The 17,709-nt window shown below is 72.6% G+C and carries 15 protein-coding genes; 8 read left to right on the top strand and 7 right to left on the bottom strand.

Annotated elements, in window-relative coordinates; all coding sequences use genetic code 11:
* Window positions 1-5: 5 nt before the first annotated feature.
* From Q0R63_RS12940 to Q0R63_RS12930, 3 genes are read right to left on the bottom strand one after another with little or no spacing between them, the layout of a single operon-like run.
* The gene (locus Q0R63_RS12940; protein ID WP_295697846.1) at window positions 6-1,478 is read right to left on the bottom strand and encodes an MFS transporter; all 1,473 of its coding nucleotides are present in this window, start codon (window positions 1,476-1,478) and stop codon (window positions 6-8) included.
* Entirely contained in the window at window positions 1,475-2,005 is a 531-nt protein-coding gene (locus tag Q0R63_RS12935) for a PadR family transcriptional regulator (protein ID WP_295697843.1), read from the bottom strand. The genes Q0R63_RS12940 and Q0R63_RS12935 overlap by 4 nt, the downstream gene beginning before the upstream one ends.
* Window positions 2,006-2,053: 48 nt before the next feature.
* Window positions 2,054-2,989, bottom strand: a complete 936-nt coding sequence (locus Q0R63_RS12930; protein ID WP_295697841.1) for a MucR family transcriptional regulator — start codon at window positions 2,987-2,989, stop codon at window positions 2,054-2,056.
* A 218-nt stretch (window positions 2,990-3,207) separates the two neighbouring features.
* Here Q0R63_RS12930 and Q0R63_RS12925 point away from each other — a divergent pair, with 218 nt between their 5' ends.
* Both Q0R63_RS12925 and Q0R63_RS12920 read left to right on the top strand, forming a co-directional pair.
* Window positions 3,208-3,618: a PPOX class F420-dependent oxidoreductase gene (locus Q0R63_RS12925; RefSeq protein WP_295697838.1), complete on the top strand. Its 411-nt coding sequence runs from the start codon at window positions 3,208-3,210 to the stop codon at window positions 3,616-3,618.
* An 11-nt stretch (window positions 3,619-3,629) separates the two neighbouring features.
* Window positions 3,630-4,760 (top strand): 5-methyltetrahydropteroyltriglutamate--homocysteine S-methyltransferase, encoded by a 1,131-nt coding sequence (locus Q0R63_RS12920; protein ID WP_295697836.1) that lies wholly within the window; start codon window positions 3,630-3,632, stop codon window positions 4,758-4,760.
* Window positions 4,761-4,774: 14 nt separating this feature from the next.
* Here Q0R63_RS12920 and Q0R63_RS12915 read toward each other — a convergent pair whose 3' ends face one another.
* Window positions 4,775-6,781 carry a DUF5107 domain-containing protein gene (locus tag Q0R63_RS12915; RefSeq protein WP_295697835.1) on the bottom strand — a complete coding sequence of 669 codons (2,007 nt, stop codon included), beginning with the start codon at window positions 6,779-6,781 and terminating at the stop codon, window positions 4,775-4,777.
* 243 nt (window positions 6,782-7,024) lie between these two features.
* Here Q0R63_RS12915 and Q0R63_RS12910 point away from each other — a divergent pair, with 243 nt between their 5' ends.
* Window positions 7,025-8,305, top strand: coding sequence for an ROK family transcriptional regulator (locus Q0R63_RS12910; RefSeq protein WP_295697832.1), 1,281 nt, complete (start codon window positions 7,025-7,027; stop codon window positions 8,303-8,305).
* Between the two features lie 51 nt (window positions 8,306-8,356).
* Here Q0R63_RS12910 and Q0R63_RS12905 read toward each other — a convergent pair whose 3' ends face one another.
* Entirely contained in the window at window positions 8,357-9,190 is an 834-nt protein-coding gene (locus tag Q0R63_RS12905; RefSeq protein WP_295697829.1) for a DeoR/GlpR family DNA-binding transcription regulator, read from the bottom strand.
* Between the two features lie 131 nt (window positions 9,191-9,321).
* On the opposite strand from Q0R63_RS12905, the gene Q0R63_RS12900 reads away from it, so the two are divergent.
* Genes Q0R63_RS12900 through Q0R63_RS12885 form a run of 4 tightly spaced genes read left to right on the top strand, consistent with a single transcriptional unit; the run spans window position 9,322 to window position 13,041 of the window.
* Window positions 9,322-10,233 carry an SIS domain-containing protein gene (locus Q0R63_RS12900; protein ID WP_295697826.1) on the top strand — a complete coding sequence of 304 codons (912 nt, stop codon included), beginning with the start codon at window positions 9,322-9,324 and terminating at the stop codon, window positions 10,231-10,233.
* Between the two features lie 21 nt (window positions 10,234-10,254).
* Window positions 10,255-11,256, top strand: a complete 1,002-nt coding sequence (locus tag Q0R63_RS12895) for an ROK family protein (RefSeq protein ID WP_295697823.1) — start codon at window positions 10,255-10,257, stop codon at window positions 11,254-11,256.
* Window positions 11,253-12,191 (top strand): 1-phosphofructokinase family hexose kinase, encoded by a 939-nt coding sequence (locus Q0R63_RS12890; protein WP_295697820.1) that lies wholly within the window; start codon window positions 11,253-11,255, stop codon window positions 12,189-12,191. Before Q0R63_RS12895 ends, Q0R63_RS12890 begins: the two co-directional genes overlap by 4 nt.
* Window positions 12,192-12,204: 13 nt before the next feature.
* On the top strand, window positions 12,205-13,041 hold the full coding sequence (locus tag Q0R63_RS12885) for a class II fructose-bisphosphate aldolase (RefSeq protein WP_295697818.1): 837 nt from the start codon (window positions 12,205-12,207) through the stop codon (window positions 13,039-13,041).
* A 110-nt stretch (window positions 13,042-13,151) separates the two neighbouring features.
* Here Q0R63_RS12885 and Q0R63_RS12880 read toward each other — a convergent pair whose 3' ends face one another.
* Window positions 13,152-14,366 carry an amidohydrolase family protein gene (locus tag Q0R63_RS12880; protein ID WP_295697815.1) on the bottom strand — a complete coding sequence of 405 codons (1,215 nt, stop codon included), beginning with the start codon at window positions 14,364-14,366 and terminating at the stop codon, window positions 13,152-13,154.
* A 140-nt stretch (window positions 14,367-14,506) separates the two neighbouring features.
* Here Q0R63_RS12880 and Q0R63_RS12875 point away from each other — a divergent pair, with 140 nt between their 5' ends.
* A complete protein-coding gene (locus Q0R63_RS12875; RefSeq protein WP_295697812.1) occupies window positions 14,507-16,834 on the top strand; it encodes an FUSC family protein in 2,328 nt (775 codons plus the stop codon).
* 39 nt (window positions 16,835-16,873) lie between these two features.
* Here Q0R63_RS12875 and Q0R63_RS12870 read toward each other — a convergent pair.
* Window positions 16,874-17,709, bottom strand: an 836-nt coding sequence (locus tag Q0R63_RS12870; RefSeq protein ID WP_295697809.1) for an AraC family transcriptional regulator, incomplete at its 5' end; no start/stop codon positions are given.

The following is a 17,709-nucleotide window of genomic DNA, read 5'->3' as shown; positions in this document are numbered from 1 at the left end:
GTGGGTCAGGCGGTCGCCATCTCACCCTGCTGACGCAGGGCGCGGATCGCCATCAGGAGGGCCAGCAGCAGGACGACGACCCCGGTCACCAGCGCGGCGCGCAGACCCTGCTCGGGGGAGACCCGGTGGCTGACCAGCTGGTAGACGGTCATCAGCAGTGCGGCTCCGATCGAGGCACCGATCCGTTGGCTCGTCTGGAGGGCGCCGCCGACGGCGCCACCCATCACCGGCGGAACCGCGGCGAGGGTCAGGGTGATGTTGGGGGAGACGACCGCGCCGCCGCCGATCCCGGCGATCAGGAGGGTCGGGACGAGGACGACCCAGAGGGAGGCGGCGGGGTGGCCCGGTGCGAGGACGGCGACGAGGGTGACGCCGACGATGATCACCACGAGCGCGCCGACGGTGAGCCGGCGCCCGATCGTCGTCACGACCCGGCCGGCGAGCGCTGCGCTCACGGCCGACCCCGCGGCGAACGGGGTGACGAGCAGGCCGGCCGACAGGGGCGAGAGGCCGAGACCCTCCTGGAGATAGACCGAGAGCACGAGGACCAGCCCGGTGAACCCGGTGAAGTAGAGGGCGCCGACGCCCAGCCCGTTGAGGTAGCCAGGGAGGCCACGCAGGAGGGCGAGGTCGAGCAGGGGCGCGTGCCCGGTGCGGGTCAAACGGCGTTCCCACCGAAGGAAGGCCATCGCGAAGAGCGGGACGCCGAGCAGCACGAGCAGGGTCAGGCTGTGACCGCCCTCGACGCTCACGACCGGGTAGAGCAGGCAGAGGACCACGCCGCCGAGCAGGATGGCCCCGAGCACGTCGATGCTGGTGTCGACGGCCCCGGTCAGCACCTTGCGGGGAAGCAGCCGCGCGACCGCGACCATCCCGGCGATGCCGATCGGCACGTTGATGAGGAAGAGGTAGCGCCACCCGTTCTGCTCGCCGGCGAGACCGATGATCAGTCCGCCGATGACCGGGCCGGCCGCCGACGACACGGACACCGTGAAGCCGAACAGCCCGAACGCCCTTCCCCGCTCGGCCCCCCGGAAGAGCTGCTGGATGAGCCCGGAGTTCTGCGGTGTCAGGAGGCCGGCCGTGGCGCCCTGGACCAGACGGGCGATGACGACGAGGGCGGCGCTCGGGGCGAGGCCGACGGCCGCGCTCGAGAGGATGAAACCCACCAGGCCGATGAGCATCAGCCGTCGTCGACCGTAGGCGTCGCCGAGCCGTCCGCCGGCGACGAGGGTGAGCCCGAAGGTCAGGGCATAGCCCGACACCACCCACTGGATCGTCCCCGCGGTCGTGCCGAGGCCGGACTGCATCGACGGGATCGCGACGTTGACGATCGAGACGTCGAGCAACGACATGAAGCCGACGACGAGCGTGACCCCGAGGATCCGCCAACGCCGCGGGTCCGGGACGTAGTCGTCGTCATCTGTATGACGCTCGCGCTCGTGCTGCTGGGGGAGGGGCAGGGCGTCGTCGGTCACGGGCCACCCGCGGCCATCTCGTCGAGGAAGGCCAGCGTGGCGCGCGTCGTCGAGCGGCGCCACGACACGAGGGTCGCCTCGAATCCCTGCGCCTCGGTCGGCGCCGGACGATCGAGGGCCGAGGCGATGGGGACGAACCGAAGGCGTTGTGCCGCCACGAGGTTGGCGACGGGTTTGCCGCGACGGTCGAGCAGAGCCAGCTTCAGCAGCAGGTGCGACCGCACGTCACGGACGTGGTCCACCGGTGTCCGCAACCAGAGCAGGACACGTCGGTGCCCGGTCGACGTCACGGCATACACCTGCCGGCGGGGGCCGCGGCCCGCTTCGGTCCCCTCGGCGGAGATCAGGCCGGAGGCCTCGAGCCGCTGGAGGGCGCGGTAGACGATCGGTCGCGGGATCTGCCAGACCCGCCCGAGCTGGCCCTGCTCGCCGGTGAGCTGCGCGACGGCGAAGCCGTGGGTCGGGCCCTCGTCCACGACGGCGAGGACCACCCACTCCGCGAGGGAGAGCGGGGTCGGGATCGTCACCGGATCAGCGTAGGAGACGGGTCGCGGCCACCGGCCGCCGGGCGCGGCTCAGGCGCCTGCGTCCGAAGCCGCCGTCGCGCCGGTCGCGCCGTTCCCCACCCGGTGCATTCCGTACCGGAGCAGTGACGTCTCGATCGTGCTGCGCGCGACCCCCAGCTCGAGCGACATGGCCCGGACGGTGAGGCCGTCCTCCCGGTGACGCGTCTGCAGGTAGGCCTCGACACCGTCGTGGCCGCGCACCTCGACGAGGCGCGCGAGGCGGGCCTCGGCTGCCGGGAGCCGCCACGTGTCGAGGGTGGCGGCAACGTCCGGCGCCACGACGGCGAGGTGGCGCTGCAGCCAGTCCTTGCCCAGCCGCGCCTCGCGGCTGGCGGACGCGAGACTGACGCCTCGAGAGACCCGGTCGACGACGAAGTCGGCGATCGTGTCGTAGCCCAGTCGGTCGGCCGCCTGGTGCCCGGCGGCGACGATCTGCTCGACCCCACGGCGACGGTTGGCGGCGGCCTGGTTCGCGGGCGAGACGGCCGCCAGGGCGGCGTGCGTCTTCGCCAGGCGCTGGGGGGAGTGTGCCCGGCCGCGGGCCGACGTCGCCGCGTATGCCGCGAGCTCGCCGGACCGGGCCAGCTCGCGTCCGGTGGCGATGCCCAGGACGACGGCCGGCTCCGTGCGCTGCCTGCTCTCGAGGGCGCGCGCCCGGCGGTCACGGGTGCAGAGGCCCTCCAAGGGAGCCGACTGCTCCAGCCCGAGCTGCTCTCGGTAGCGCGCCACCGTCCAGCCGTGACTGCGCAGGTGGACGGTCACCGAGCGGAACCAGCGGCCGCAGAGGTGACAGCAGACGTGCGTGCCGTCGGTCCAGACCTCGCCGACCGGGACGAGGTGACGCGTGCCATCCGGGAGGACACCAACTTTCGCTCGGCCATCGGGCAGCGCGTGGCTCGGGAGGGTCACGGCCCGCCTCGACGACCGGTGCAGTGCCGGGGTCATGCGGGCCCTCCTCATCGTGTCGTTCCTCGGGATGTCGTCATCGCCCTCAGAGTAGTAACACTGAGACTACCCATGGGACTTCGCCTTGTCTCGGTCTGTTGCCGGGACCGTGCACGAGGTCGGCTTGGGGGCCGTGCGGATGCTGCCCATCACTCGACACAATGGGAGGTGACCACACGGCCGTTGTCGTCATCCACCCGAGGGAGTCGTCGAGTCTCATGTCCGATGCCGAGCGCTTCACCCCACTGGCGCAGGAGCGCTTCGTCGCTCTCACGACGTTCCGCAAAGACGGCACACCGGTGCCCACCACCGTGTGGATCGCCGGTGACGGTGCCGACCTGGTGGTGACGACCCCGGCCGGCAGCGGGAAGGTCAAACGGCTGCGTCGCGACCCGCACGTCCAGGTCGTCCCCAGCGGCCGTCGGGGACAGCTGCAGCCGGGAGCGACTCCCGTCGACGGCTCGGCGGCCATCGTCGACCCGGCGCAGGATCCCGGTGAGTTCGCCCGCCTGAGTGCGTTGTTCCCGGCGAAGTACGGTCTCGAGTACCGCGTCATGATGGTGATCGAGAAGGTCGTCACCAGGGGCAAGGGCGCCGACCGGTTCATGCTCCGCATCAGTCCGTCCTGAGGAAGTCCACGATGAGCAGACTCGACATCCCCCCGTTCCGTGCCGACCACGTCGGGAGCCTGCTGCGCCCGCCGGCCCTGCTGGCCGCGAGGGCCGACCGGGCCGCCGGCGTGATCGACGGCGAGGAGCTCCGGGCGGCCGAGGACGACGCGATCCGCGACGTGCTCGCCCTCCAGTCGGAGGCGGGTCTCCAGACGGTCACCGACGGCGAGTTCCGGCGGACCTCGTGGCACATGGACTTCATCTATGCCCTCGACGGCGTCTCGAGCACCGACGAGAAGCTCCAGGTCCATTTCCGCAACGCCGAGGGAGACCTCGACTTCGAGTCGCCGGCTCTCAGCGTCAAGGAGCGGATCTCGTTGGGGGACACCATCTTCGGCGACGCCTTTCGTTTCCTGCGTGAGGAAGCGGCGACGTCCGCGCCGGGTCTCACGCCGAAGCTGACGATCCCGTCTCCCAACATGGTCCACTACCGCGGCGGCCGGGCCTCGATCGACGAGAAGGTCTATCCCGACCTCGAGCCCTTCTGGGCCGACCTCACCGGCGCCTACGCCGAGGAGGTCTCCCGCCTCGCCGACCTCGGGTGCACCTACCTCCAGCTCGACGACACGAGCCTCGCCTACCTCAACGACCCGAAGCAGCGCGAGCTCGTCGCCGCCCAGGGTGGCGACCCCGAGCACCAGCACGAGCAGTACATCCGCAACGTCAACGCCGCCATCGCCGGCCGACCCGAGACGATGCGGGTGACGACCCACCTGTGCCGAGGGAACTTCCGTTCGTCGTGGGCCGCCGAGGGCGGTTACGACTTCGTCGCCGAGGCGCTGTTCTCCGGGCTCGAGGTCGACGGTTTCTTCCTCGAGTACGACGACGAGCGATCGGGGGGTTTCGAGCCGCTGCGTTTCGTGCCCGCCGGCAAGCTCGTGGTGCTGGGGCTCGTGACGACGAAGAACGGCCGGCTCGAGGACAAGGACACCCTCAAGCGGAGGATCGACGAGGCCGCGCGCTACCTGCCGCTCGAGCAGCTGTGCCTGTCACCCCAGTGCGGCTTCTCCTCGACGGTCGAGGGCAACGTGCTGACCCTCGAGGAGGAGCGGGCCAAGCTGCGGCTCGTCGTCGAGACCGCCGCCGAGGTCTGGGGGTAGCCCGGGTCGGCTGGCTACTGCTGGCTGTCCTCCTCCATCCGGAAGTCGAGCTCCCACGGCAGCGGTGCGACCCGTCGCGCTTCCTCGCGGATGGCGTCGTCCACCTCACCTCCCCGCTCGCTGGCCAACCGCGCCGAGGCGTAGTCCCACCAGAGCTGCTCGAGGTCGCGGGCGCCCTCGCGCAGGCCCGGCAGCTCGAGTCCGTCGTGCAACAGGGCCGACGCCCGCGGTATGTCGCGGAGAGCGACGGCGGCGCGCAGCTCGGCGAAGCCGACCCGCGGGGCGCTCCGTTGGCTCGGCGGCAGCGACCCGACGAGGTCGATCACGGCCCCAGGATCACCCGCGGCGAGCAGGGCCTCCAGTCGTTCGACGACGAGCGGCAGGACGCCCGGGGCGAGCTCAGCCGCCCTTGCGTATGCCGTGAGCGCGCCCCTCCCGTCGCCCCGAGCCTGCCGGGCGACCGCGAGGTTGCGCCAGGCCCATGCCGACGGAGTCGCGAGCAGCGACGCCTCCCACGCCGATTCGGCCTCCACCAGCTCCCCGGCCTGCCACGCTGCCACCCCCAGGCAGAGGAGCCCGAGCCAGTCCGTCGACCCCGCGAGCAGGGCCTTCCAGACCGGGGTGGTCTGGTAGGAGGCCGGGGGGGCTATGACGTCCGTGGCCGGCAGGACGCCGTCCTCGAGCAGCCGCACCCAAGGCGCCTGCTCGTCGCCGAGGGCGCCGTCGACGAAGGGTGTGCCCGGCAGGTCGAGGCTGCGGTCCCCGGCCCGCTCGCGTCGGATCCGCTCCAGCGCACCCCACCCCGACCCGTGCTGGAGGATCTCGGCGGGCGCCACGTCGGCGAGTCCCGTTGCCTCGGAGTGCAACCGGGCCAACCACTCCTGCGGCGTCGCAGCCTGCACCGCCGCGGCGACCGCTGAGCGGGCCGCCGCCCACCTGCCGTGGACCAGGAGCGGATCGACCTCCAGGAGGCCGTAGGCCTCGACCCAGGACCACTGTGCCCGCGCCGGCATCGGCAGGTGCTCGAGCTGGGTGCGCGCCAGGCCCGCCTGGATCTCGAGGTAGGCGCCGCCGGCGGGGGACAGCCACTCCTGCCAGTGCCGTCCGCCGGGACCGGTGCCCCAGAGGAAGAGCTTGCGCCCCTGCAGCTCCCGCGTCGAGGACTGCACGAGTCCCGAACCCGAAGCGTCCAGGGCTGCGACCCAGGGGCGTGGAGTGCGCTCGAGGTCGAAGAAGTAGTCGGCGGCGGACGTGCTCCGGGCGGAGTAGCTCCGGTCGACGCCGTCGAGGACGGGCATCGGGACGTGGTCCACGGACGAGCCGTAGGCGAACGTCCAGGCGGCGTCTGCGGGTGCAACGACCCGGACGTCCTCGGACTCCGGCACCGCCATGTTGGACCACCAGTACATCGGGACGTCGTGGTCGTGCGGGTTCGTGATCCGCACCGCCACCACGAGGCGCGTCGCGTCGTCCGGCAGCCAGGCGTCGAGCTGGTAGACGACCTCACGGACCCGTTCGAGCTCCCACATCCGCAGCACCGGCGTCCCGTCCGGGAGGTCGACCCGGGCGGCGTGCAGGGGAGCGCAGGTCAGGGGCGTGTGGCCGATCGTCCCAAGGTTCCACTCCACGCCGCCGGCGAACCAGGCGTCCCGCAGGGCGAGGTTGCCCGGCTGGACGACGGCGTTGCTGTAGAGCAGCTCGCGACCGGTTCCCTCGTGCCACAACGACCAGAGCCGCCCACCGGCGTTGAGGAGGAAGGTCGCCCGAAGGTGCTCGTTCTCGAGGATCGCGACCGGGTGCCCGGTGGGGACCCGTTCGCGACCGTAGTCGTCCTGCAGCAGGTAGGGCGCGATCGAGGGGACGTGACCGTAGCGGAGGTTGGCCCGCATCTCCTCGTCGATCCCGTGACCGACCTCGACGTCGGCATGGAGGTCGGCACCGGACCTGAGCGGCGGCAGCGGATTCTCCGGCCCGAGGACGGCGGTCGGCAGGGTGAGGGTGCTCAGGCGAAGGGAGCTCATGGCGCGTCATTCCACCACGCGCACCGACGCGCGAGCCGCGCCCGCGGCATACGGGCCGGGGGTGAACGATCTGCTGAAAACCGACGATCGGAGGATGGGAGTTCCCTGACGGTCTGCAAGATAGTTCGAGCGGTGTCCTAACAAAGGGTCCGACGAGCCCTACGCTGTCGAACGGGCGCCCGGGGTGCCTGACGGGCCCAGGTAGTCGTGGGTGGGTCGAGGCGGGTCGGACGAGGAGGTCAGGTGGCGACACCGATGGGCGGCGCGGCGGACACCGTCCGCGTCACGGCGGGCTCGGCTCGCGCGGACCAGGCCAGCATGCGCCGGAGCAACCTGGGCCTGATCCTGCGCCACCTCAAGGACCACGGCGGCCAGTCCCGCGCCCGAGTCGCCGCCCAGACCGGACTGTCGAAGGCGACCATGTCGAGCCTCATCAGCGACCTGGTGGAGCGGGGACTCGTCACCGAGGGGGAGCTCGAACGGGGCGGCTCGGTGGGCCGTCCCGGACTGGCGCTCCATCTCGACGGACGGCACGTCTGCGGCATCGGGCTCGAGATCAACGTCGACTACCTCAGCGTGACAGCGCTCGACCTCGTCGGTCAGGTCCTCGTGGAGTCGACCCGACCCATCGACACCGTCGCGCTGTCGGTCGACGAGGTCGTCGTCGAGGTCGCGAATCTCCTCGCATCGACGATGAAGTCGTTGCGGGCCAAGGGAATCCGCCCCGTGACGATCACTGTCGCCGCCCCCGGGAGCATCGACCACGCCAGGGGGGTGGTGAAGTTCGCGCCCAACGTCGGCTGGCGTGACGTGCCCCTCGTCGCGGACCTCACGAAGCGGCTCGGTCGCACGGCCCCGCCGGTCGTCATCGAGAACGACGCCAAGCTCGGTGCCGTCGCCGAGCACGCCCAGGTCTCGGCCGCGGGCATCCACGACCTCGTCTACGTCACCGGTGACGTCGGGGTCGGCGCCGGCATCATCGTCGAGGGCCGGGTGCTGCGCGGCGCGACGGGCTTCGCCGGGGAGGTGGGTCATATGCCGCTCGACCCGGAGATGCGCCAGTGCGCCTGCGGCCGGCTGGGGTGCTGGGAGACGATGGTCGGCCTCGCGGCTTTCCTTCGACTCGTCGCCGACCCGGGCGACCCGGTCCTCGACCCGTCCCGCGCCCTGGAGGAGCGGCTGGAGGAGATCCACCGGCGGGCCGACGAGGGGGACGCCCGGACCCTCGAGGCACTGCGCCGGATCGCTCTGGGAGTGGGGTCCGGGGTCTCGCTCCTCGCCGACGTCTTCGACCCGCGCCTGATCGTCCTCGGCGGGTACTTCGCCTTCTTCAGCGACCACCTCACCGAGCCCGTGACCGCCGAGATCCGACGACGGGCCCTGACCGAGACGGTCCCCGAGGTCACCGCCTCGACCCTCGGTCTCACCTCGGCCGCCCGTGGGGGGGCCCATCTCGCGCTGGAGAGCGTCTTCCGCGACCCCGGAGCGGTCGACCCTCCCCGCGCGGCGAGCCGCCCGGCCTGACCGGGCAACCCCCTGCGCCCTCCCGTCCCGGGGAGCGTCAGCCGAGACTCCTCACGGCAGCGTGGCGCCGGCCACGCCCTCCTGGGCGTCGGCGATGACGACGTCGACCCCGGCCCCACGCAGCTCCTCCACCGCGGCTGCGGGAGCGCTGGCGTCGGTGACGAGCGTGGTCACGGCCTCGATGCCGCAGATCCTCGCGAAGGTCGTGCGCCCCAGCTTGTCCCCGGTCGCGACGACGACGACCCGGTCGGCCCGGGCGACCATCGCCCCGTTGATGCCGGCCTCGTCCTCGTGCCGGCAGGTGGCGCCGCCCCCCCGGTCGATTCCGCCGACCCCGAGGACGAGCAGGTCGAGCCACAGCTGCTGCATGGTCTGGATGGCGAGGGAGCCGGTCTGCTCGTAGGACTCCGCCCGGGCGACACCGCCGAGGGTGACGCACCGGATCGCCGGCCGGAGGACCATCTCGGTGGCGATGTTGAGCGCGTTGGTGACGACGGTGGTGGGCTCCCTCGCCGAGCTCGCGGCGACGTCGGGGCGGGCCATGAGGTGTCGCGCGGTGGCCGTGGTCGTCGTGCCGCCGTTGAAACCGACCACCCCGCCGATCTCGACCAGCTGTGCCGCGCGGTGCGCGACCCGCTCGCGAGGGGACCCGGCGGGCGCCGTCTTGTAGCGGGCGGGGAGGTCGTAGGCGATCGAGTTGGCGACGACCCCGCCATGGGTGCGGGTCACGAGCTGCTGGGCGGCCAGGTCGTTGAAGTCGCGGCGGACCGTCGCGGGGGACACGTCGAGCAGCCTGCACGCCTCGGTGACGGTCAGTCGTCCACGCTCGGCGAGGAGTCCGAGGAGCTCGTTCCAGCGCGGTGCCCGCTCGCGGTCGCTCGCCATTCGACGCTCCTTCGATCGACGGGCCGGGTGGGTACCGTGTGATAGGATTATGTTTGGTATTCCCGAATAACAATCACTATCAGTCTAGTTCGGGCGATATCGACCGCCCCTGGACCGGCGCAGGAGTTGTGATGGCCTTCCACCCCGACAGCCACCTCCGGCGGGAGGTCTTCGGTCAGCCGGACGACTGGGCGGCCGTCACGGCACGGGTGGCCGAGCTCAGCCCGCTCCTCCCGGTGGCGGGTGCGCGGATCGCGGTGGTCGGCTGCGGGACCTCCTTCTCCGTGGCGAAGGTGTATGCCGCCCTGCGCGAGGAATCGGGGCAGGGAGAGACCGACGCGTATGCCGCGAGCGAGAACCGCCTGGCCCGCAGCTACGAGCACGTCGTCGTCGTCTCCCGGAGCGGCACGACGACCGAGGTGCTCGAGGTACTCGAGGGGCTTCGGGGTCGCGGCGTCACGACGACCGCGATCGTCGCCACGCCCGGGACCCCGATCACCACCGTGGCCGACCACGTGGTGCTCCTCCCGGAGGTCGACGAGCAGTCCGTCGTGCAGACCCGGTTCGCCACGTCGACGCTGGCGCTGCTGCGCGCGTCCCTCGGTGAGGACCTGTCCGCAGCCGTCGCCGACGCCCGCGTCGTCCTCGCGGAGGACGAGGAGACCGCACTCGCAGGTCTCGTCGACACCGAGCAGGTGACCTTCGTCGGTCGCGGCTGGACCGTCGGGCTCGCCGAGGAGGCGGCCCTCAAGCTGCGCGAGTCGGCACAGTTCTGGACAGAGTCCTACCCCGCGATGGAGTATCGCCACGGCCCGATCGCGATCGCCACGACCGGACGCGCGACCTGGGCGTTCGGTGAGGTGCCCGCCGGCCTCGGAGACCAGGTCGCCTCGACCGGTGCCCACTTCGAGCACCGTGACATCGACCCATTGGCCGAGCTCGTGCGGGTCCACCGGCTCTGTCTCGCCAAGGCGCGGCTCGCCGACCTCGACCCCGACCACCCCCGTCACCTCACGCGCTCGATCATCCTCGCTCCGGCCTGAGCCGGGTCGTCCCACGTGACCGTGACCGAGCCGTCGGACACCGCCGCTGCCCCCCTCGTCGCTACCGCGATCGACGTCGTTGCCGCCATCGACGTCGGTGGTTCACGCATCAAGGCCGCGCTGGTCGACCGCAGCCTCCGGGTCGTGACCCGGACGACCGAACCCACTCCGCCCGACATCGCGCACGACGTCGGCACCGTCGTCGCCGGCACCGTCGACCGGTTGGTGGCGGCCAGCGAGAAGGACGGAACCCCGGTCCGGCTGGTGGGGTGCGGCGTCGTCGTCCCCGGACTCGTCGACGAGGGCACGGGCACGGGGTTGCTCTCGGTCAACCTCGGCTGGCGTGACCTGTCGATCCGCGACCTCGTCCGGGCGACCGTCGGGGTGCCGACGGTCGTCGGCCACGACGTGCGCGCCGGGCTCCTCGCCGAGGTCCGGCTCGGTGCCGCGCGAGGGGCCCGGCACGCGCTGTTCGTGCCGATCGGGACCGGCATCGCCGGGGCCCTCATGGTCGACGGTGCGGTCCTCACGGCGGGAGGCTGGGCCGGCGAGCTGGGCCACGTCCAGGTCGAGTCGGACGGTCCACCATGCCCCTGCGGCGGCCGCGGCTGCCTCGAGGTGGTCGCCTCCGCGTCGGCCATCGCCCGCGCGTATGCCGCCCGCAGGCAGTCGGCCCCCGACAGCCAGTCGGCCGCCGACAACCCTTCCGCCACCCAGCACGCCGTCGACGCCCGGGCCGTCGCCGCGAAGGTCGCGGCGGGTGAGCCGGACGCCGTCGCGGTCTGGCAGCGGGCGGTCGCCGCACTGGCCCGCGCGGTCCTCGCGACCATCACGATCACCGGCATCGACCTCGTGGTGGTCGGCGGCGGCCTGGCCCTCAGCGGCGAGACCCTTCTTGCGCCGCTCCGGACGGAGCTCGAGGCGTTGCGGACGTTTCAACGGCCGCCGCGGGTCGTCCTGGCGGAGCTCGGGGACCGGGCCGGATGTCTCGGCGCGGCCTGCCTCGCCTGGGACGTCGGATGATCCTCGCCGTGACCCTCAACGCCGCCCTCGACGTCACCTACGAGGTCGACGCACTCGTCCCGGGCTCGACGCACCGGGTGACGACGTCGTGGGCACGCGCCGGTGGCAAGGGGATCAACGTCGCATCGGTGCTGCACGCCCTCGGGATCCCCGTCATCGCGACCGGCCTCGTCGGCGGGTCCACGGGTGACCTCATCGTCGCCGACCTCGAGGCTCGAGGCATCGTGCACGACTTCGTCGCCGTCAACGGCGACTCCCGTCGCACCGTCAACGTCGTCTCGGCGGCGACGGGGGACTCGACGATCTTCAACGAGGCCGGGCCGGTCATCGGCGCCGACGAGTGGACGGCCGCCCTGGCGACGATCGGCAGCCTCGTCGAGAGCCACGCGGCGACCGTCGTCGCGCTGTCGGGGAGCCTGCCCCGGGGACTGCCCGACACGGCATACGCGCAACTGGTCGAGGTGGCCCGTGACCGCGGTGCCCTGACCGTCGTCGACGCCGGGGGAGCAGTGCTGGCCGCGGCGGTGGCGGCTCACCCCGACGTCGTCAAGCCCAACCTGGCCGAGCTCGAGGCGGCAACCGGGTCCACCGACATCCCCGCCGGGGCAGCAGCCCTGCGAGACCTCGGTGCCCGCGACGTGGTCGTCTCGGCGGGCGCCGAGGGCGCCACGGTCGTGCAGGCCGACGGACGCGTCATCACCGTCCACCCCGGCGCGCGCCTCGCGGGCAACCCCACCGGTGCCGGTGACGCCATGGTGGCGGCCATCTGCGCCGGGCTGGCTGATGGTGACCCGTGGACCACGACCCTGACCGAGGCCGTGGCGTGGTCGGCGGCAGCCGTCCTCGAGCCGCTCGCGGGCGAGCTCGACGCAGCCGAGGTGGTCCGCCGCCGGTCGGCGGTCACGGTGGTCGCCGGATCGGCGGAGCGCCGATGACAGGCGCGCGCCGATGACGCTGGTCCGACTCGACGAGGTGCTCGGGGCGGCTGTCGACGCCGGGCGAGCGGTGGGGGCGTTCAACGTCATCCAGATCGAGCACGCCGAGGCGCTCGTCGCCGCGGCGGAGCGCACCGGCCTCCCGGTCGTGCTCCAGATCAGCGAGAACTGCGCGAGATACCACGGATCGTTGGCGCCGATCTCGTTGGCCACCAGAGCGATTGCCGAGCGGGCCGCGGTGCCGTGCGTCCTGCACCTCGACCACGCCGAGAGCGAGGGGCTCGTCGACGAGGCGGTCGCCCTCGGGTTCACGTCGGTGATGTTCGACGGCTCGAAGCTCGAGGACAGCGCGAACCGGCGCGCGACCCGCGGCGTCGTCGAGCGGTGTCACGCGGCCGGGGTGAGTGTCGAGGCAGAGCTCGGTGAGATCGGCGGCAAGGACGGGGTCCACGCGCCGGGCGTGCGCACCGACCCGGAGGCCGCCGCGGCCTTCGTCGCCGACACGGACGTCGACGCCCTCGCCGTCGCCGTCGGCTCCTCCCACGCGATGACCTCGCGCACGGCGACGCTCGACCTCGCACTCGTGGCGGCGATCTCCTCGGTCGTGCCGGTGCCGCTGGTGCTGCACGGCTCCTCCGGCGTCGGTGACGAGGACCTCGTGGCCGCCGTCCGGGCGGGGATGGCGAAGGTCAACATCGCCACGCACCTCAACGTCGTCTTCACGGCCGCCGTGACGGACTACCTCGCGACCCACCCCGGCGTCGTGGACACGCGGCGTTACCTCGGTGCCGCTCGCGCCGCCGTGACCGACGAGACCGCCCGACTGCTCGAGCTGCTCGCGCTTCGCTGACCTCTGAGCGCCCCTACGAGCCGTTGCATCCGCGGCGATGGTGGCCAGAGGGGGCATTCACGCGGACGAGAGGGTCCGGCGCATGCCGCAAGGGTTCCGGGTGTGCCGCGTCAGAGCCACGCGCCCCGGCGCATGACGCGCACGAGCGCGAGGGCGTCGTCGACGACGAGCACGTCCGCGTGGGCGCCGGGGGCGAGGCGACCGATGTCGACCAGGTCGAGCGTGCGGGCGGGGGTCGTCGACGCCGCGAACACCGCGTCCCGCAGGGGGACACCGACCTCGTGGACGCACCAGCGGACGACGTCGAGGAGGGTAGCGACCCCTCCGGCGATGGACCCACCCTCGACGAGACGCGCGGTGCCGTCGGCGACGGCGACCTCCTGGCCCCCGAGCGTGTAGGACCCGTCGGGCATCCCGCTCGCGGCCATCGAGTCGGTGATGAGGTCGATCCCGGCCGGTCCGACGACCTCGAAGAGCATCCGCACCGTGCCGGCCGCGAGGTGGACGCCGTCCCCGACGACCTCGAGCACCGCGTCACCCCGGGCGGCCTGCCCGAGGCACGCCGCGACCGGGCCGGGAGAGCGGTGGTGCAACGGCGGCATCCCGTTGAAGACGTGGGTGACGAGCGGTCGGCCGCCGCGGGGCGCGAGCTCGCGGCCGAGTCGCAGCGAGTGCCACGCCGTGTCGACGTCGGAGTCGGTGTGCCCGAGGGCCGGCACGATGCCGAGCGAAGAGAGCAGGCGCGGCAGCTCGATCCCGCCGACCCGCTCCGGCGCATACGTCATCTGCAGCAGCGCGCCCTCGGCGCCGGCGTCGGTGGCGGCCTGCACGAGTGCCTCGACGAGGGTGGCGTCGACGTCGGTGAGGACCGCGGGGTTCTGCGCACCACGACGGGCGAGCGAGAGGAACGGCCCCTCGAGGTGGATGCCGGCGAGCTCGCCGGTGGCGACGAGGCGCGCGCAGGCGGTGACGCCGGCGAGCAGCTCGGACCGGGTGTTGGACACGAGGCTCGCGACGACCGTCGTGCTCCCACTGCGGTGGTGGTGCTCCATCGCGGTGCGCGCACCCGCGTCGTCAGCCCCGAACTCCCCGCCCGCTCCGCCATGGCAGTGGGTGTCGACGAGCCCTGGCAGCAGAGTATGGCCCGCGACCCAGCCGTCAGGTGGGGTGATGCCGACGAAAGGCTCCGGCAGCTCGGACAGCGGACCGGCCCAGAGGATGAGGTCGCCCTCGACGACGACCACGCCGTCGTCAGCCGTCCCCTCGGGGGCGACGACGCGGCCGGTGAGGGTGAACGCTGCGGTGGACGTCACGGTGTCGGGCACCCTCCCATCATGGTGGCTCGTGCTTCAGCAGGGAGCGGACGCCCGGAGGCGTCGGACGCCCGGAGGGGTCGGACGCCCGGAGGCGTCGGGACCGTGTCGGGCCCGTCTGCCGGCTGGTGGCGACCCGGCATACTGGCGGGATGAGTGGTCCCGCGAGCATCCGGTCGCGGGAACTGCTCGTGGCGGGCCGGAGCAAGGCGTCCATCGAGGTCCGAGACCTCCGCGACCGGGTCGTCGCGTCCGACCCGGGACTCGCTCGGCTGCGCCAGGCGGTGAGCGCCATCCTCGCTGTCGGCACGACCGTGGCCGTCGAGTCCGTCGTCGTCGCCGTGGTCGGGCCACCGAAGCAGATCGGGTTGCTCGCCCTCCTGCTCGGCGCCGTCATCGCGATGCCGCTCTCGACCTCGGTCAAGGAGTCCGACCGGCGCGTCGCCGCCATCACCGTGGCGAGCGGCGCCGTCGCCGCGGTCACCGGTGCGATCCTCGGCGTGCTCACGGCCCAGGTCCACCTCCTCGGGCTCATCACCTTCACGCTCGTGTCCTTCGCGGCGGTCTGGCTGCGGCGGTTCGGGCCCCGCTGGTTCACCCTCGGTTTCCTCGGCTGGCAGGCCTTTTTCTTCTCCCTCTTCCTCGACCCTCCGGTCGCGTCCCTGCCGTTCATGGTGGGCGCCATCGTCATCGCGACCCTGTGGGTCGGGCTGCTCCTCGTCACCGTCCTCCACGTCGACCCGTCGGCCGCGGTCAGCCGGACCGTGGTCACCCTGCGGGCCAGGGCGCGCGCCGCGATCTCGGCGGCGATGGACGTCCTCGACGACCCCGAGGACCTCCGGTCGGTGCGCGCGATGCGGGGGCAGCTCATCCAGCTGTCCGAGGTGTCGCTCCTGCTCGACGGGCAGCTCTCGACGGCCCGCACGCTCCCGCACGGGCTGCGCGCGGGGTTCGTCCGTCGGTGGGTCGTCGACGTCGAGATCGGCATGGACGAGATCTGCGCGGCCGTCCTGGACCTCGCGACCCACGAGGACGAGATCCCGCCCGAGGTCCTGCACGACGTGCGGATCGTCCTGGGGTCGCTCGGCTGGGCCGACACGGCCATCGCCCTCGTCTCGGCGAGGGAGCTGCAGGCGACGGGGCACCACGGCATACCGGCTGCTCGTCGGCTGGGGGCCGCTGCGATCCTCCTGCTCGAGACGATCGACCAGTGGGACCACCCGGCGCTGCGGCCGGACCACACGGACGAGGCCCTCGAGGAGGGCAACGAGGACGACTTCGACGCGGTCGTCACGCTCTTCAGCGGCAACCTGCCGGGGTCGGCCGGGCTCGCCGCGATGACCCTCGACGTCGAGACCTCGCGTCGCTGGTCCCCGTCGCGGCTGCGGCTCACGACGCGGCAGGCGATCCAGGCGGGCGTCGCGGCCGGGCTGTCGATCATCCTCGGCGAGCTGATCTCGCCGCAGCGCTACTACTGGGCGGTCATCGCCTCCTTCATCGCCTTCACCGGCACGGCGACGTCGGGCGAGACGGTCCGCAAGAGCATCTCGCGGATCGCCGGCACGATCGCGGGTCTCGTTGTCGCCGTGGGCCTGGCCAACCTCACCGCCGACAGCACGCCGCTGACCGCGGTGATCCTCGGGGGCAGCATCTTCCTCGCCTTCTACCTCCAGGCGCTCTCCTACACCGCGATGACCTTCTTCATCACGCTGATGCTCGGGCAGCTTTACACCCTGCTGCACACCTTCACCGACCAGCTCCTCGTCGTGCGCCTCGAGGAGACCGCGGTCGGCGCGGTCGTCGGCCTGACGGTGTCCCTCGTCGTCCTGCCCGCCAGCACCCGAGCGACGCTGCGGGTGGCCCGGCGGGCCTTCCTCGCCAGCCTCGCCGCACTGCTCGACGCCTGCGCGGACCACCTCGCCGGTGTGCCCCGAGGAGGGGGTAGCCGCGGCGAGCCGGAGGGCACGGGGACCGCCGTCCCGACGTCGGACGGGTCGGTTCCGGCGGAGGTGGGCACCGACGGCGGGGTGGCGGACCACGACGGTGGGGTGGCTGACCGCGACCTGCTGACCCTCGTCGTGCAGACGAGCGCCGACGCGAGGCAGGTGGTGCGCACCCACCGCGCGCTCACCCGCGGCCGCGTCTTCGGCTCCGACCGCGAGGGGCTGCGGCACCGCATCTCGGTGCTGGGGTCGGCCGACTCGATCGCCCGGACCCTGGCGACGCGGGCCCTGGCCACCCCGCCGGGGTGCTCACCCCAGCTGGCCACGGCGTGCCGCGAGATCGCCGCAGAGGCCCGGCACCTGGCCGCCCTCCCGACCCTCATCACCGCGACGCCGCGCAGGTCCGACACGGGAGTGGGTCAGCGGGTGGGCGCCATCCTCGACGCCCTGCCGAACGACCCGGTCACCGACGGCGTCCGGATCACGATCCGGCGACTCGGCGACTCGCTGTCGTTGCTGACGCCACGCTCGACCTGAGGAGCCGTTGGCTTCGAGCTGTCCGCAGACAGCGCGGCTTCACACCGAGGTGGCGTAGGCGCCGGGGGTCACCCCGAGCACCTGGCGGAAGTGTCGCGTCAGGTGGGGTTGGTCGTGGAATCCGACCTCGGTCGCGACGTCGGCGACCGGGACACCGGCGAGCAACAGCGTTCTGGCGCGGTCGACCCGACGCCCGGTGAGGTATCGGTGCGGCGGCAAGCCGAACTCGCGACCGAAGGCGCGGACGACGGTGGTCGGGTCGACGTCGAGGTCCGCAGCCAGAGACGAGAGGCACGGTGGGCTGACGAGATCGGCGTCGAGTGCCTCGCGGACCCGTCGGGCGATGCGGGTGCGTCCGGGCGGGGACATCGGGGACACCGGGGACACCGGGGACACCGGGGACACCGCGCCATCCGGTATGCCGTGCCGCCCGTCCCCGCGCCGGTCCCCTCGCCCGCTCGGACGGGTCGGTGCGCTCGGCACGAGGTGGTCGATGACGCGCTCGCGCACGGCGGCGAGCCGCGTCTCCGCCTCGAGGTCGTCCCGGCGCAGGAGCGCCCCGTGCAGTGCCGAGACGGCGGCGACGAGCTGTGGGTCGGCCAGCGTCGGGTTGCGGACGGTGGATCCGACGGAGGCGGGCGGGAGCCAGTCGCTCTCGAGGTAGACCACGCGCTTGCGGAACCCGTGGGCGGTCGCCGCCCGACCGTCGTGGGCCACCTGCGGTGGCAGGATCGTCACCACCGCCCGGTCGGCGTCGTGGTGCGTCCGTTCGAGGTCGTAGAGGACCGTGCCCGCATCGACGAGGAGCAGCGTCCAGTGCTCGTGGGTGTGGGCGGGGTAGGTGTGAGCAGCGAACCGCGCGTGCAGTACCTCGA

Source organism: Lapillicoccus sp. (assembly GCF_025353065.1).
In the GTDB taxonomy this organism is placed as follows: Bacteria; Actinomycetota; Actinomycetes; order Actinomycetales; family Dermatophilaceae; genus Lapillicoccus.
This window is presented reverse-complemented; position numbering and strand designations above follow the sequence as displayed.

Excerpts from the sequence above, each read along its gene's own strand:
- Q0R63_RS12930 (WP_295697841.1), bottom strand. The coding sequence starts at position 2,989 with ATGACCCCGGCACTGCACCGGTCGTCGAGGCGGGCCGTGACCCTCCCG.
- Q0R63_RS12925 (WP_295697838.1), top strand. The coding sequence starts at position 3,208 with ATGTCCGATGCCGAGCGCTTCACCCCACTGGCGCAGGAGCGCTTCGTC.
- Q0R63_RS12920 (WP_295697836.1), top strand. The coding sequence starts at position 3,630 with ATGAGCAGACTCGACATCCCCCCGTTCCGTGCCGACCACGTCGGGAGC.
- Q0R63_RS12915 (WP_295697835.1), bottom strand. The coding sequence starts at position 6,781 with ATGAGCTCCCTTCGCCTGAGCACCCTCACCCTGCCGACCGCCGTCCTC.
- Q0R63_RS12905 (WP_295697829.1), bottom strand. The coding sequence starts at position 9,190 with ATGGCGAGCGACCGCGAGCGGGCACCGCGCTGGAACGAGCTCCTCGGA.
- Q0R63_RS12900 (WP_295697826.1), top strand. The coding sequence starts at position 9,322 with ATGGCCTTCCACCCCGACAGCCACCTCCGGCGGGAGGTCTTCGGTCAG.
- Q0R63_RS12890 (WP_295697820.1), top strand. The coding sequence starts at position 11,253 with ATGATCCTCGCCGTGACCCTCAACGCCGCCCTCGACGTCACCTACGAG.
- Q0R63_RS12885 (WP_295697818.1), top strand. The coding sequence starts at position 12,205 with ATGACGCTGGTCCGACTCGACGAGGTGCTCGGGGCGGCTGTCGACGCC.
- Q0R63_RS12875 (WP_295697812.1), top strand. The coding sequence starts at position 14,507 with ATGAGTGGTCCCGCGAGCATCCGGTCGCGGGAACTGCTCGTGGCGGGC.